This window comes from Frankia sp. BMG5.60 (assembly GCF_059428125.1).
In genome coordinates this window covers 6,626,699-6,641,007 of sequence record NZ_CM182091.1, presented here as the reverse complement: position 1 = coordinate 6,641,007, position 14,309 = coordinate 6,626,699, and the positions used below count along the sequence as shown (strand labels likewise).

The window sequence follows — 14,309 nt, the reverse complement described above, 5'->3', positions numbered from 1 at the left end:
CGCCGCGTCAATGGATGACCAGGGACTTCAGGTATCCCTCGCAGTTGCGCCGGGTCTCCTCCACCGAGTCGCCGCCGAACTTCTCCAGGGCCGCGTCGGCGAGCACGAGCGCGACCATCGCCTCGGTGACGACGCCCGCGGCGGGCACCGCGCACACGTCCGACCGCTGGTTGATCGCGACCGCGGCCTCGCCGGTGGTCACGTCCACGGTGGACAGCGGGCGGGTGAGTGAGGAGATCGGCTTCATCGCCACCCGGACCCGCAGGGGCTCGCCGGTGGTCATGCCGCCCTCGACGCCGCCGGCCCGGTCGGTGGCGCGCCGCACGCGCCGGCCCACGCCGCCCACCGGCTCGATCTCGTCGTGCGCCACCGAGCCACGGCGGCGGGCCGTGGTGAAGCCGTCGCCGAACTCGACGCCCTTGATCGCCTGGATGCCCATGAGCTCGCCGGCGAGGCGCGCGTCGAGGCGGCGGTCGCCGTGCACGTAGCTGCCGAGCCCCGGCGGGCAGCCGTAGGCCAGCACCTCGACGATGCCGCCGAGGGTGTCGGAGTCGGCGTGGGCGGCATCGATCTCGGCGACCATCCGCACGCTGCTCGCCTGGTCGGCACAGCGGACGGGGTCGGCGTCGATCGCCGCGAGCGAGGTGGGCGCGGGCAGGCCCGGCGGGACCTCGGCCGCGCCGATCGCCACGACGTGGGAGAGGATCTCGATGCCGTACGCCTGGCGCAGCAGCGCCTTCGCCGCGGTGCCGAGCGCGACGCGCGCGGCCGTCTCGCGGGCGCTGGCGCGCTCAAGCACCGGGCGGGCGTCGTCGAAGCCGTACTTCTGCATGCCGGCGAGGTCGGCGTGGCCGGGCCGGGGCCGGGTGAGCGGGGCGTTGCGGCCCAGGCCCGCGAGCGCGGCCGGGTCGACCGGGTCGGGCGACATGACCCGCTCCCACTTCGGCCACTCGCTGTTGCGGACGACGACACTGATCGGACCGCCCAGCGAGACACCGTGGCGCAGGCCGCCGAGCAGCTCGACCACGTCCCGCTCGAAGCTCATCCGTGCCCCACGGCCGTGCCCGAGACGCCGGCGGGCGAGCTCCGCGGCGATGTCGTCACTGGTCACCCGGATACCCGCGGGCAGCCCCTCGACCGTGGCCACCAGGGCGGGACCGTGCGACTCCCCGGCAGTCAACCAACGCACCATGCCCCCAGTGTTTCACGACCACCGGTGGAGCACCTCGCGTCGGGAACTCCGGTCACGTCCGCAGCCCGCCGAGACCCACCTGTCGGGAAAGTTCCGGCTTCCCCGGTCAGCCGCCGCCGGCCAGGACCGCCAGCAGGGTTCCGGCCAGCAGGAACGGCCCGTAGGCGAGGCGGTCGTGCCAGCGGGCCCGGCGGGCAGCGAGCAGCACGAGCGCCGCCACCCCGCCGAGGACCACCCCGGCGAACATCCCGAACACCACGCTCGGCCAGCCCAGCCAGCCCAGCGCCCCGCCGAGCAGTCCCACGAGCTTGACGTCGCCCCGGCCGAGGCCGGCGCCCGGCAGCCGGTACAGCGCCAGGAAGGCCAGCCAGCAGGCGGCGCCGGCGATCACGACCCGCGGCAGACGACCCGGCGCGCCGTCGACCAGCGCGGCGAGCCCGAGCAGCGCGGCGAGCACCGGGTAGGACGGCAGCACCAGCAGGTCGGGCAACCGGTGCACCCGCAGGTCGGCCGCGGCCAGCCACACCCCGACCACGCTGAGATACAGGTAGGCGGGTAACCAGCCCGGGTGGCGATGCAGCGCGGCGGTCACCGCGGCCACGACCACCGCTGCGGCGATCCCCAGAGTCGCCGACCCGGGGGCGGCGCGGCGCGGTTCGTCGCCGTCCGGCGGGAGCACGCCGGCCACGACCCGGTGCCCGACCGGCACCGCGACCGCGAGCGCCACCAGCGCGATCAGTACGCTGAGCCCGATCTCGCCCACCGCTAGCGGCCCGGCACCGACATCACCCGACGGTCGGGCCGGCGCGGTGAGTGTCGGACCGAATGGTGGTATCCGCACCCGTGCGTTCGTCGAGGGCGGCCTGGCCGGCGGTCAACAGCACCCCGGAGGAGACGCGGCGGCCCGTGAAGTGCTCGACCTGCCCGACGGCCTGGGCGGCGAGGATCTCCAGGCCGCTGGCTACGCGGGCGCCGGCCCGGTACGCGGCGGCGGCCAGCGCGGTCGGCCACGGGTGGTACAGCAACTCGACGAGCTGGCTGGACGCCGGCCAGCGGCGGGTCGCGAGGGGGTCGGTCGCGCCGGCGGGGGTGGTGGCGATGACGAGGTCCGGACCGGTGGGCAGGCCGGTGGCGAGCAGCTCCCAGGGCAGCGCCGTCACCTCGACGCCGAGGCGGGCGCCGATCCGGGCCACCTCCGCGACCGCCTCGGGGCGCCGCGCCACCACGGCGACGTGCGGGCAGCCGGCGGCGGCGACGGCGGCGACGGCCGCGCGGGCGGTGCCACCGGCGCCGAGAATCAGCGGTTGGCCGGGCACCGCGCCGCGCATGACCCGGCGCAGGGCGACGCCGATGCCCACGACGTCGGTGTTGTAGCCGTGCAACCGTCCGGCCTCGCCGACGACGACGGTGTTGACCGCGCCGATCGCCGCGGCCGTCGGGTCGACCTCGTCGAGCAGGTCCACGGCGACGGTCTTGAGCGGCATCGTCAGGGACAGGCCGACCCAGTCCGGGTCGGACCGGACCCGCTCCACCATCGCCGGCAGGCCGGGCGCGTCGCAGTGGATGGCCGTGTAGGTGACGGCGAGTCCGAGCTCCGCGTAGGCGGCCGCGTGCAGCACCGGGGAGAGCGAGTGGTCCACCGGGGCGCCGAGCACCGCGGCGCGGGCCGGATGCGCGGGCGTCGCCGCGGCGGCGACGCTCTGCGGCCGCTGCGCCGCCGGCCGCGCGCCCACGCCACCGTTTCCCCCACCACCGTTTCCCCCGCCACCACCGTTTCCCCCGCCACCACCGCCGCCCAGGCCGCCCGCCGCGCCTGCGCCGCCCAGTTGGATCTCCCGCACCACGTGGCCTCCCGCCTGGTTCAGGGGCGTCCGGGCACGACGAACGCGCCGGATCGCCCGCCGCCGCCCGTGTTCACACCCGTCGGTCGCCAGTCCGGGACCCCGTTACTCCCTGCCGCCCTCGGCGCGGTACTGCGCCCGCGCCTCGGCCCACTCCGCATCGGTCGTGGCGAAACGCGTCACCCTGCTCTGCGGCATGGACACGAAATACAACCATGACCCGGCGGCCGGTTCCAGGGCGGACTTCAGCGCCCAGATCCCCGGATTGGAGATCGCGCCCGGGGGCAGGCCGGCCACCGAGCGAGTGTTGTACGGATTGGCCTTGTTTAGCTGGTCCCTCGTCAGCGGGCCCTCGTACTCGTCCTCGGCGTAGCGGGTGGTGGAGTCCATGTCGAGGCGACGGAAGCGCCCGGTGGTGTCACCGAGCCGGTTGTAGATCACCCGGGCGACCTTCGGCCCCTCGCCGGCGTTCGCGACCTCCTTCTCGACGATCGAGGCGATGGTCACGATGTCGGCCGGCCTGACCCCTATCGCGGCGGCCTTGGCCTCCAGGTCGATCGACGCCGCCTCCTTCTTGAAGCGGGCGACGAAGGAGGTCAGCAACTGAACGGGGGTGGACCCGGGCACCAGGTCGTAGGTGGACGGGAAGAGGTAGCCCTCCAGGGTCGGCGCGTAGGACGGCAGGCCGAGCTGGGCGGGGTTGCGGGCGATCGCCTCCAGGTCGCTCAACGGCAGGCCGAGCCGCTGGTGCAGGCCGTCGAGCACCTGGTGGACGGTCATGCCCTCCTTGATGACGAACTTGAACGGCGCGGAGGACGCCGGATCGAGCAACGCGGCGAGCGCCGCCTCGGCGCTCATCTGGCTGCGCAGCCGGTAGGTGCCCGGCTGGATGCCCAGCGACTTGGGGTTGGCGGAGGCGGCCTTGACGAACGCCGAGACGGACGCGGTCACGTCCGCGTCGTGCAGCTCCACGGCGATCTGGCGGGCGGTGGCGCCGTCGGGGACCTGGACCACCGCGATGCCGTCGCCCGAGCCGGAGTAGTCGGCGCTGGTTGAGCTGCCGCCGGAGACCCGGCCGATGACCTTACCGATGCCGAAGATGGCGACGCCCAGCAGAGCGGCGACGACGAGGAGGACGGCGATCAGCTTCGGCAGCGCCCGGCCGCGGCGCTCGTCGGCGCCGTCGTCGTCCCAGCCGCCGCTCCAGTCCTCGGCGTCGTCCGGCGGCGGGTAGCCGCCGGCGGAGTGGCGATCACGCCGGCCGCCGCCGCGGCGGTCACGGCGGGAGCCGGCCCCGGCGTCGCGCGGGTGCGGCTCGTCCCCGTAGTCGTCGGCATAGTCCTCGCCCGCATAGTCCCCGCCGGCGTAGCCCTCGTCGACGTGGCCCCCTTCGGCATAGCCCTCGTCGACGTACCCGTCCTCGGCGTACCCCTCGTCGGCATAGCCGTCCTCGGGATATCCCTCGGGACGTCTGCCGGCGGAGCCTCGCTCACCCGGGCGACGGTCGAGCGGGCCACGGTCGACCGAGGCCCGGTCGGCCGGTCGGCGGTCGGCATGTCCGGAGGAGCGGCGGCCACGGCGATAGGGATCCTCGTCGAGCATCTCGTCGAGGTTGCCGCCCGTCACCTCGCATCCCGGGAAGTGGCCTCCGTGGAAGATGCCTCCGTGGACCCGGCCACGCCGGGCACGCCGCCCCGGGGGCGGCTGTCCAGGTCGTGCTGCAGGATCTGCACGGCTGCCTCCTGATCCACGAGACTGCGGCGGGCGCGGGAACGAACGCCACGCTCGGCCATTCTGCGATGAGCCGCAACCGTGGTGAGCCGCTCGTCCACGAACCGCACGGGGACGGGGGCGATCCGCTCGGCGAGTACCTCGACGTACTGCCGGACCAACTGGACCGCCCGCCCCTCCTGCCCCGACATCTGCCTGGGCAGGCCCACCACGACCTCTACAGCCTGCCTGTCTCGCACGATCTGGACAAGCTGGTCGATGTCCGCATTATGGCGCTTGTCCCGCGCCAGGGTCGTGACGGGCACTGCGAGGACACCGCCGGGGTCGCTGGCGGCGACCCCGACCCGCACGGAGCCGACATCGACGCCGACGCGAACCCCGGGCCGCGAGGCCGAGCTGGCACTGCCCGGCCCACTCCTCCCCGGCCCGCTCCTCTCCGGCCCGCTCCCCGGCTCGCTCACCGGGTCCGCCGGAGGGTCACCGGGACGCGAGCTCGGCCACCAGCCCACGCAGCTTCGCGAAGACGGCCGGGACCATCTCGGGGTTCCCGCCGCCGCCCTGGGCGATGTCGGGCTTGCCGCCGCCCTTGCCGCCCAGGCTCGCCCAGGAGTTGCGGACCAGGTCGCCGGCGCGCAGCCCCGCCGACCGAGCGCCGGAGTCGGTGACCACGACGATCGAGGAGCCGTCGGCCTTGACGACGGCGACGACCGCGGACCGCCCCGCCAGCCGGCCGCGCACGTCCATCGCCAGCAGGCGCACGTCGTCGGGCGCGGTGCCGGCGGGCACCTCGGCGGTAACCACGGCGATGCCGCCGACGTCCTCGGCGCCCTCGGCCAGCGCCCCGGCGCCGGCGAGCACCGCGGCGGCCCGCAGCCGGTCCAGCTCCCGCTCGGCGTCGCGCAGCCGGCCCACGATGTCGGTGACGCGATCGGCCAGCTCGTCGGGGCGGGCCTTGAGCGCCGTGGACAGCTGGGAGACGAGCAGGTGCTCGCGGGCCAGGTAGCGGAACGCGTCGATGCCGACCAGCCCCTCCACCCGGCGGGTTCCGGCAGAGATCGACGACTCCGAGAGCAGCTTGACCGCGCCGAGCTGGGCCGAGCTGGCGACATGGGTGCCGCCGCACAGCTCGCGGGCGTAGTCGCCCACGTCGACGACGCGCACGGCGTCACCGTACTTCTCGCCGAACAGCGCCATCGCGCCGAGCCGGCGGGCCTCCTCCTGGGTCGTGACGAACGCACGGACCGGCAGGTCGCGCAGCGCCACCTCGTTGATCTCGTCCTCGACGTCGGTGAGGACCGACGGCGGGACGGCGCCGAGGGCGTGGAAGTCGAAGCGCAGCCGGCCCGGGGAGTTCAGCGAGCCGGCCTGGGTCGCCCCCTCCCCCAGCGCCCGACGGAACGCGGCATGCACGAGGTGGGTGGCGGTGTGCGAACGGGACACCGCGCGGCGGCGGTTCTCGTCGACCTCGGCCTGCACCCGGTCGCCGAGGCGCAGCTCACCGGAGCGCACCCGCACCCGGTGCAGGACCAGCTCCGGCACCGGCCGCTGGACGTCGAGGACCTCGACCTCGCCGCCGTCGAAGCGCAGCAGCCCGAAGTCCGGCTCCTGGCCGCCGCTCTCGGCATAGAAGGGGGTGGCGTCGAGGACGACCCCGACCTCGTCGCCCTCGCCGACCGCCGCCAGGCCCGCGCCGTCGGCGATGCCGACAAGACCGACGACGCCGGACTCGCGCGACAGCTCCTCGTAGCCGGTGAAGGTCGTCGCGCCGGAGCGGGCCAGGATCGGCCGGAACGCCGACAGGTCGACGTTGCCGATGCGCCGCGCGGCCCGGTCGGCCTTGGCGGTCTGGCGCTGGCGCTCCATCAGCCGGCGGAACCCGGCCTCGTCGACGGACAGCCCCGCCTCGGCGGCCATCTCCAGCGTCAGGTCGATCGGGAAGCCGTAGGTGTCGTGGAGCTTGAACGCCTCGTCGCCGCCGAGGGTCGCCGCACCCGTGGAGCGGACCTGCCGCACCGCCGCGTCGAAGATCGTCGTGCCGGTGCGCAGCGTCTCGGCGAACGACGCCTCCTCCGCGACGGCGACGCCGGTGATCGTCTCGGCGTTGTCGACGAGCTCCGGGTAGATCGGGCCCATCGCGGCGCCGACGACGCCGAACAGCTCGCCCATGACCGGCTCGCGCGCGCCGAGCAGCCGGGCGTCGCGCACCGCTCGGCGCAGCAGGCGGCGCAGCACGTAGCCGCGGCCCTCGTTGGAGGGGACGACGCCGTCGGCGATGAGCATCGCCGCGGTGCGGGTGTGGTCGGCGACGACGCGCAGCCGCACGTCGTCGGCCGGGTCGGCGCCGTAGCGGCGGCCGGTGAGCCGGCCGGCGGCGTCGAGCACCGGGCGGGAGATGTCGATCTCGTAGAGGTTGTCGACGCCCTGCAGGATCGTCGCCATCCGCTCCAGGCCCATGCCCGTGTCGATGTTGCGGGCCGGCAGCTCGCGCAGGATCGGGTAGTCGTACCCGGCGCCCTCACCCCGCTCGTACTGCATGAACACGAGGTTCCAGACCTCGAGGTAGCGCTCCTCGTCGGCGATCGGCCCGCCCTCGCGGCCGTACGCCGCGCCCCGGTCGAAGTAGATCTCGCTGCACGGCCCGCACGGACCGGGCACGCCCATCGACCAGAAGTTGTCCTCCTTGCCGCGGCGCTGAATGCGCTCGGCGGGCAGCAGGTCCAACCAGATCCGCTCGGCCTCGTCGTCGTCGAGGTAGACCGTGGCCCACAGGTCGTCCGGCTTGAAGCCGAACCCGTCGACGAGCAGCTCGAAGGCGAACGGGATCGCCTCGGCCTTGAAGTAGTCGCCGAAGGAGAAGTTGCCGCACATCTGGAAGAACGAGGCGTGCCGGGCGGTGCGGCCCACATTCTCGATGTCGACGGTACGCACGACCTTCTGCACGCTCGTCGCCCGCGGCCACGGCGCCGCCAGGTCCCCGAGGAAGTAGGGCTTGAACGGCACCATTCCGGCGTTGACCAGCAGCAGCGTCGGGTCCTGAGCGACCAGCGAGGCGCTCGGGATGACGGTGTGCCCGCGCCGGGCGAAGTGGTTGAGAAAGCGGCTGCGGATCTCGGCCGTGTCCATCGGGTTCACATCGTCCAGACTGGTGGGAGGAGGGGCGTCATCCGGGGGTGGGCGGCGATGCTGCCGCCGCCCGTGCGGCCGCCGCGCCGTCAGGGCCGGCGGGCGCCCGGGACCAGCCGCATGGTGCGCTCGGCGTCGTCGAGGCCGTCCGGATAGCCGGCCGGCCCGGCGCCACCGGCACTCCCACCGGCGTCGGCGGGCCGCCCGGAGGGGGCGGAGGCATCGTCGTCCGGGTCGCGGTCGAGGCCGAGAGCAACACGGATCTCCTCCTCCCGCTCCGCCGCCGCCTCACGCACGTCCGCGAGGAACTCCTGCACCGACTGTACGAGAGATCCGGCCAGGCTCGTCGGAGTGAGGGCCGCAGCGGCCTTCGCCGCCCGGCGCACCACCACGACGCCGGCCGCGGCGCCGAACGCCAGATAGAAGATCCTGGACATCTAGCGGCCCCCCCGGCGTCCGTCGGCCGCCCCGGCGACCTGGGTCAGGCCGGCGTCCTCGGCGACCGTGCGCCGGGCCGCCTTGTCCGCCTTGTCCGCCTTGTCCGCCTTGTCCGCCTTCATCTGCGACTTCACCCGCGACTCGACCTCGGATCGGGTGCGCTTGGCCGCAGCCTGGCGCACGCCGTAGCTGAACGCGGCCACCCGAACCATCGGGCCACCGAGCGTCGCCGCGAACAGCGACGTCAGCGAGGAGACGTTCGTCGTGATCGACTGCACGTTGGCCGTGATCGCGTCGACCCGGTCCAGCTCCTTGTTCACATGGGCGAGTGCCACGTTGACCTCGTCGACCGTCGCACCGGCCTGCCGAACCCGGGCAGTTCCCTCGTCGATGGCGACACCGGTCTGACGCACCCGCGCCGCCGCCTCGTCGAAGATCTTGCCGAGTTTGAGCAGGACGAAACAGCCGAAGAGGGCGAGCACCGCGAACGCGCCCGACGCGATCAGGCCCGCGACCGCTCCACCGGACATATGTGCTCCTGCCTCCATCGTCGATTGGGCCGGTCCCACCCCACCCGATCCGGCACGCCGTGCCACGCCGCGGTCCGCCAGCAGGGCCCTCGGTCGCGAGGGCTCGCGGCCTGCGTGGGACGCGGCCGTCGGTGGCCGCGAAACCCGCGGACCGCAACCGCGGTGACCGTGGACGCCGTGGGCGCCACCCCGGTGGCGCCCTCATGTGACCTTACCGAGGCAGCCGCAGGGGCCACGGGTAACCCCCATCGCCCGGTCTGGGGCGCGGGCCCGTGGCCAGGGCGTCTCTCGGGCGGCACAACGGTGGTTGCGAGACCGGCGCTCAGCCGGACGGTCCCGGTGGCGCCGTGTCCGGCATCGCGTCCGGCGTCGCGTCCGGCATCGCGTCCGGCATCGTGACCGGCCCGCGCTGCCGCCCGCCGTCCGGACCGCCCACGGGCGTGCCCCGCACGGTGGATCGCAGTTCACGCAGGCGTTCGGTGGCCCGGCGCTCGAAGCCGTTGCCGCCGGGCTGGTAGTAGTCCGTACCGGTCAGCCCGTCGGGCGGGTACTGCTGGCGGACGACGCCGCCGGGGGCGTCGTGCGGGTAGCGGTACCCGGCCCCGCTGCCGGCCCTGGCGGCCCCCCGATAGTGGGCGTCGCGCAGATGCGCCGGCACCGGGCCGGCCCGGCCGGCACGCACGTCGGCGCTGGCGGCGTCGATCGCCCGGATCACCGCGTTCGACTTCGGTGCTAGGGCGAGGTGGATGACCGCCTGGGCGAGCGCGAGCCGCGCCTCGGGCAGGCCGACCAGATCGAGCGCCTGCCCGGCGGCGACCGCGACGCCGAGCGCTCCCGGATCGGCCATCCCGACGTCCTCGCTGGCCAGGATGATCATACGGCGGGCGATGAACCGAGGGTCCTCGCCCGCCTCCAGCATCCGGGCGAGGTAGTGCAGCGCGGCGTCGGCATCGCCGCCGCGCATCGACTTGATGAACGCGCTGATCACGTCGTAGTGCTGGTCACCGGACCGGTCATAGCGCACGGCCGCCCGGTTGACGGCCTGTTCGAGCACGTCCACCTCGAGCCGCGCCACCGGCCGACCAGGCCCGGCACCGCCGGCGGCTCCACCGGGATCGGCCGAATCGCCGGGATCGGCCGAATCGCCGGGAACGGCCGAATCGGCGGGATCAGCGGGAACGGCGGAAGCGCCGGGAGCGGCGGCCGCACCGGGCGCGCTGGGAGCGCCGAGGTCGAGGGGAACGGCCGCGGCGAGGTCGGCCAGGAGTGCCTCGGCACCCGCCTCGAGGACGGTCAGCGCGCGGCGGGCGTCCCCGCCGGCGAGGCGGACCACGTGCTCACGGGCCTCGTCGGTCAGCGCCACCCGGTCGGCGTACCCGCGGGGGTCGTGCAGCGCCCGGTCGAGCACGCCGCGGATGTCGTCATCGGTGAGCGGTTCGAGCGTGAGCAGGAGCGACCGGGACAGCAACGGGCTGACCACCGAGAAGAACGGGTTTTCGGTGGTGGCCGCGACCAGGGTGACCCAGCCGAGCTCCACCGAGGGGAGCAGGGCGTCCTGCTGGGTGCGGGTGAAGCGGTGGACCTCGTCGATGAACAGCACCGTGCGCGCGCCGGAGGCCGAGCGGGCAGCGCGCGCCTCGTCGATCACGGCGCGGACGTCCTTCACCCCCGCCGTCACGGCGGACAGCTCCCGGAACCGCCGGCCGGTGGCCCGGGAGACGATGTGGGCCAGGGTGGTCTTCCCCGTACCGGGCGGCCCCCAGAGGATCACCGACGTCGTCCCGCCGCCCTCGACCAGCCGGCGCAGCGGGCTGCCCGTGCCGAGCAGGTGGCCCTGGCCGACGACCTCATCCAGGTTCCGCGGCCGCAGCCGCGCCGCGAGCGGGGTCGGGCCTGCCCCGCCGGCCGCGGCCTTGCCGGTCGCGGCCTTGCCATCGGTGCTCGCGACGTCCGATCCGCCCGCACGGCCCGCCGCAGGGCCGGCCGCGCCGCCGGCGCTGCGCGCAGCACCCGGCGGCGGGGTGGTGTCCCCGCCGAACAGGTCCGCGGTGTCGAACAGGCTCACCGGTTCACCGTACGACCGGGACCGACCCCGGCACGCGGCCGGATCGGGCGCGGCAGCCGCGGATCGGCACGCTCAGCCGGAGCGGGTCGTCGACTCCCCCGTGGGCGGCCGGCTCCAGACGGGGACCGGCGGGGCGGGCCGGTACTGATCGCCGCGGGGGTTCACGAAGGCCGCCGGCAGGGGCGGCTGACCGGCAGCCCCGCCCCCGCCTCCCCCTCCCCGTCCGCCTCCGCCTCCGCCCACAGTTCGGCCCGCGGGCCCAGCCGCGCCCCCGTCCACCGCCGTCCTCCCCGCGCCCGGGCGGCGGTGGCGGCTGCTCTCGCGGGCCATCGAGAAGGAACCGGACTCGGTGACGCCGCCCAGGGCCGCGAAGATGACCACCGCGAGCACCGAGAAGGCGATCACGCAGACGATCGGGGCGAGGGAGATCGGATCGGTGCCCGCCGCTTCCACGTTCCCCGGCCTGGCCTGGACCTGGGTGGCGGCCATCGCGGTGTAGTGCATGCCGCAGACCGCCGCCGCCATGACCAGGGAGGCGGCGACCACGTGCCGGCCGGTGCGAACCCGGAAGGCGATCCACAGGGCCGCGAGGGCCGCGGCCACCGCGATGAGGATGGACAGCACGACGATGCCGCGCCGGTAGGTCACGGTCCCGCCGACGTGCATCGCGGCCATGCCGGTGTAGTGCATCGCGGCGATCCCCAGGCCGGAGACCACCCCGCTCAGCGCCAGCCATCCGGTACTCCGTGGACGGCGCGCCACGAGGGTGAGCCCCAGCGCCGAGACCGCCACGGCGAGGAGCAGCGATACGCCGGTGAGCGGCAGGGAGTACCGCAGGTCGAGCCCGTCGACGCGATAACCGATCATCCCGATGAAATGCATGGACCAGATCGCGCCACCGCCGAGGGAGAGCGCTGCGGCGAGAGTCCAGCGAACCCTGGCCGCACCCAGGGACAGCGGGATCCGGATCGCGCTCACCAGCGCGGCGAATGATCCCACCGCGGCAAGCCCGACAGATACCACCACGAACAGAAGGTCCTGGCTCGCATGCTGATGAACGGCCTGCGCGACGATCACGTGTTCCCCCTTGAAGCGGCCGGAGCCCATCACATCTAGCACGTGTCACCTCGAAAGCCAAAAATTATCTCGAAAGCAACCGACACCTCGCACGGGCCGTTTGACGCTGAAAGCGGACTATGGGGATTTATCGGACCCGGACAAGGTAACGCATCGGAGCGTTCGAAGCCGTCGCCCGACGATGTCCCCAGCGGTGTCGTGCCGACTCGATCGAGCCGTCCGAGGTCACGGAGCTGCACGAACGGACCCGCCATCCGCTCGCCCACTCGGGCCTAAGGTCCCTTTCGGCAGTGACCTCCAGCCCAGATCGCCCCGCCGGCCCGGATCGCCCCGCCGGCCCGGATCGCCCTGCCGGCCCAGGTCACCCCGCCAGCCCCCGATCACCCCACGTCGGGCCGGACAACGGCCGGGCACGCAGCCGGTACCGAGGTTCACGGCCTACACAGTCCCGCACGCCGACTCCGGGCCCGCGTTCCATGCGCGACGAGGAACGGGACGCACATTTCCGCGGACCGGCGGGCTTCCGGCGACCGGAAACGGCGCCTTACGCCGAGCCGATCCCTTTCCCTCAGCCACGCCCGGATCACAGAGAACCGCGCCCACCACTTGACAGGAACCCGATAGCACCGGACCGCCGCGCACCACCCGGAACTCTCCACCAAGAGACCACACTTCATTCTTCCGAGACAACATCCTCCCAATGGTGCGCGTGTATGGTTCAGGTAGTCGGTTTATCTTCTCCGGCGGCTCCCACCACCTCCGTGGGGTGTGTGGCGGTGAGCGCCGGCGAGCGATGCCGATGACTAACCCGCCGTCCACCACGTCGGTAATGCACCTGGCGGTGGTGCACCACACCGCACCACCGCGACGACGGCGGGCGGGAATGCGGCCGACGGCGCCCCCGGCGCACCGCCCCGCGACCATCTCCGCCCTGGCAGTCGCGGTCACGGATATCAGACGGCGACGCTCGACAGACGACGACACCAATAGCCGACGCCCGATCGATACCGCAGCTCACCCCGCAGTCCGCCCCGCCAGATCCACCGCCCGCCCGATCCACCCCCGGTGACCGAAACCCCGCCCCGGAAAGGTGCACCATGACCGTGATCCCACCGCCCCGCGCCCGGACCGACCGGCCCGTCCCCGTGGGGGCATCGGCCGCGGCCCCACCCCGGACCGAACCGTCGGACCGGTCCGCCCCGCCGAGCGGCTCGGCCGCGTCGGACGGTTCCCCGGCGCCGACGGGAACCTCGCGGCCGGGATGGCCCGCGACCTCCGCCCGGTCCGCGACGTCGGGCCGCGGCGGCCCGCAGCGCAAGGGCGCCGCCGCGGGCCGCCGCGGGCGGCGGGGATCCGGCCCGCCCGCGGACACCACCGCACCCGCGCAGACCGAAACACCCGCGCGGACCGACACGCCCCCGGTCACCGACCCGCCCGCGCACACCGCCGCCATCCGCATCGGGCGGCATGTCCGCGTTCCGAAGACCGCCGAACTCGTCGCCGCCCACCTACGCCGCCAGATCGTCCGCGGCGAACTCCACGAAGACGACGCCCTCCCCCCCGAAGCCGTCCTCATGGAACAGTTCGGCGTCTCCCGCCCCACCCTGCGCGAAGCCTTCCGCGTCCTCGAATCCGAAGCCCTCATCAGCGTCCGCCGCGGCGCCCACGGCGGCGCCCGCGTCCACACCCCCAACGGCCACGTCGCCGCCCGCTACACCGCCCTCGTCCTCGAACACCAACACACCACCCTCGCCGACATCCACACCGCCCACACCCACCTCGAACCCGCCGCCATCCGCCTACTCGCCACCACCGCCACCGACACCCACCTCACCCACCTCACCACCCACCTCACCACCACCGACCACGCCCTCGCCACCCCCCACCCCAACCCCACCGACATCCACACCCACCACCTCAACTTCCACACCCTCCTGCTCACCACCCCCGCCAACCACACCCTCACCATGATCAGCAGCATGCTCCGCCACATCCTCGACGCCACCACCCCCGACACCCCCACCCCCGACCTCACCACCCTGCGCCACCAACACACCACCCACCACCAACTCCTCACCCACCTCACCAACCACGACCCCGACGCCGCCGAAACCCTCTGGCGCCACCACCTCACCACCACCCCCCACACCCCCCACCACCCCACCACCCCCCTCGACCTCCTCGGCGACTAGACGACTGGGTGACTGGGTGACTGGGTGAGGGACTGAAAATCGGTCTGCGGCCGTCCTGGCCGGCCAGAGGGCGGTCAGCAGATGCTGGCGGTCGGTCTCCGTTCGGCCGGCCGCCCGTTC

At 74.0% G+C, this 14,309-nt stretch carries 11 protein-coding genes; 1 reads left to right on the top strand and 10 read right to left on the bottom strand.

What is annotated here, in order from left to right:
* Nucleotides 1-7: 7 nt before the first annotated feature.
* The 10 genes from aroC to AC5R91_RS27190 form a co-directional block, all read right to left on the bottom strand.
* Nucleotides 8-1,192: a chorismate synthase gene (gene aroC, locus AC5R91_RS27235; RefSeq protein ID WP_495394136.1), complete on the bottom strand. Its 1,185-nt coding sequence runs from the start codon at nt 1,190-1,192 to the stop codon at nt 8-10.
* Nucleotides 1,193-1,298: 106 nt separating this feature from the next.
* Nucleotides 1,299-1,955, bottom strand: coding sequence for a prepilin peptidase (locus AC5R91_RS27230; RefSeq protein ID WP_495394135.1), 657 nt, complete (start codon nt 1,953-1,955; stop codon nt 1,299-1,301).
* A gap of 22 nt (nt 1,956-1,977) precedes the next feature.
* A complete protein-coding gene (locus AC5R91_RS27225; protein ID WP_495394134.1) occupies nt 1,978-3,036 on the bottom strand; it encodes a shikimate dehydrogenase in 1,059 nt (352 codons plus the stop codon).
* A 102-nt stretch (nt 3,037-3,138) separates the two neighbouring features.
* Nucleotides 3,139-4,659 carry an endolytic transglycosylase MltG gene (gene mltG, locus AC5R91_RS27220; RefSeq protein ID WP_495394133.1) on the bottom strand — a complete coding sequence of 507 codons (1,521 nt, stop codon included), beginning with the start codon at nt 4,657-4,659 and terminating at the stop codon, nt 3,139-3,141.
* Nucleotides 4,656-5,225, bottom strand: a complete 570-nt coding sequence (ruvX, locus tag AC5R91_RS27215; RefSeq protein ID WP_495394132.1) for a Holliday junction resolvase RuvX — start codon at nt 5,223-5,225, stop codon at nt 4,656-4,658. The genes mltG and ruvX overlap by 4 nt, the downstream gene beginning before the upstream one ends.
* 16 nt (nt 5,226-5,241) lie before the next feature.
* Nucleotides 5,242-7,887: an alanine--tRNA ligase gene (gene alaS / locus AC5R91_RS27210; RefSeq protein WP_495394131.1), complete on the bottom strand. Its 2,646-nt coding sequence runs from the start codon at nt 7,885-7,887 to the stop codon at nt 5,242-5,244.
* Nucleotides 7,888-7,976: 89 nt separating this feature from the next.
* Entirely contained in the window at nt 7,977-8,324 is a 348-nt protein-coding gene (locus tag AC5R91_RS27205; protein ID WP_495394130.1) for a hypothetical protein, read from the bottom strand.
* Nucleotides 8,325-8,855: a DUF948 domain-containing protein gene (locus AC5R91_RS27200; RefSeq protein ID WP_495394129.1), complete on the bottom strand. Its 531-nt coding sequence runs from the start codon at nt 8,853-8,855 to the stop codon at nt 8,325-8,327.
* A gap of 322 nt (nt 8,856-9,177) precedes the next feature.
* Nucleotides 9,178-10,920, bottom strand: coding sequence for a replication-associated recombination protein A (locus tag AC5R91_RS27195; protein WP_495394128.1), 1,743 nt, complete (start codon nt 10,918-10,920; stop codon nt 9,178-9,180).
* Between the two features lie 72 nt (nt 10,921-10,992).
* Nucleotides 10,993-12,039, bottom strand: a complete 1,047-nt coding sequence (locus AC5R91_RS27190; RefSeq protein ID WP_495394127.1) for an MHYT domain-containing protein — start codon at nt 12,037-12,039, stop codon at nt 10,993-10,995.
* 1,055 nt (nt 12,040-13,094) lie between these two features.
* Between AC5R91_RS27190 and AC5R91_RS27185 the strand changes: the two genes are divergently transcribed.
* Nucleotides 13,095-14,189, top strand: coding sequence for a FadR/GntR family transcriptional regulator (locus AC5R91_RS27185; RefSeq protein WP_495394126.1), 1,095 nt, complete (start codon nt 13,095-13,097; stop codon nt 14,187-14,189).
* The last annotated feature ends 120 nt before the right edge of the window (nt 14,190-14,309 follow it).

Coding starts and splice junctions, on each gene's coding strand:
- AC5R91_RS27200 (WP_495394129.1), bottom strand. CDS start 8,855: ATGTCCGGTGGAGCGGTCGCGGGCCTGATCGCGTCGGGCGCGTTCGCG.
- aroC (WP_495394136.1), bottom strand. CDS start 1,192: ATGGTGCGTTGGTTGACTGCCGGGGAGTCGCACGGTCCCGCCCTGGTG.
- AC5R91_RS27185 (WP_495394126.1), top strand. CDS start 13,095: ATGACCGTGATCCCACCGCCCCGCGCCCGGACCGACCGGCCCGTCCCC.
- alaS (WP_495394131.1), bottom strand. CDS start 7,887: ATGGACACGGCCGAGATCCGCAGCCGCTTTCTCAACCACTTCGCCCGG.
- AC5R91_RS27205 (WP_495394130.1), bottom strand. CDS start 8,324: ATGTCCAGGATCTTCTATCTGGCGTTCGGCGCCGCGGCCGGCGTCGTG.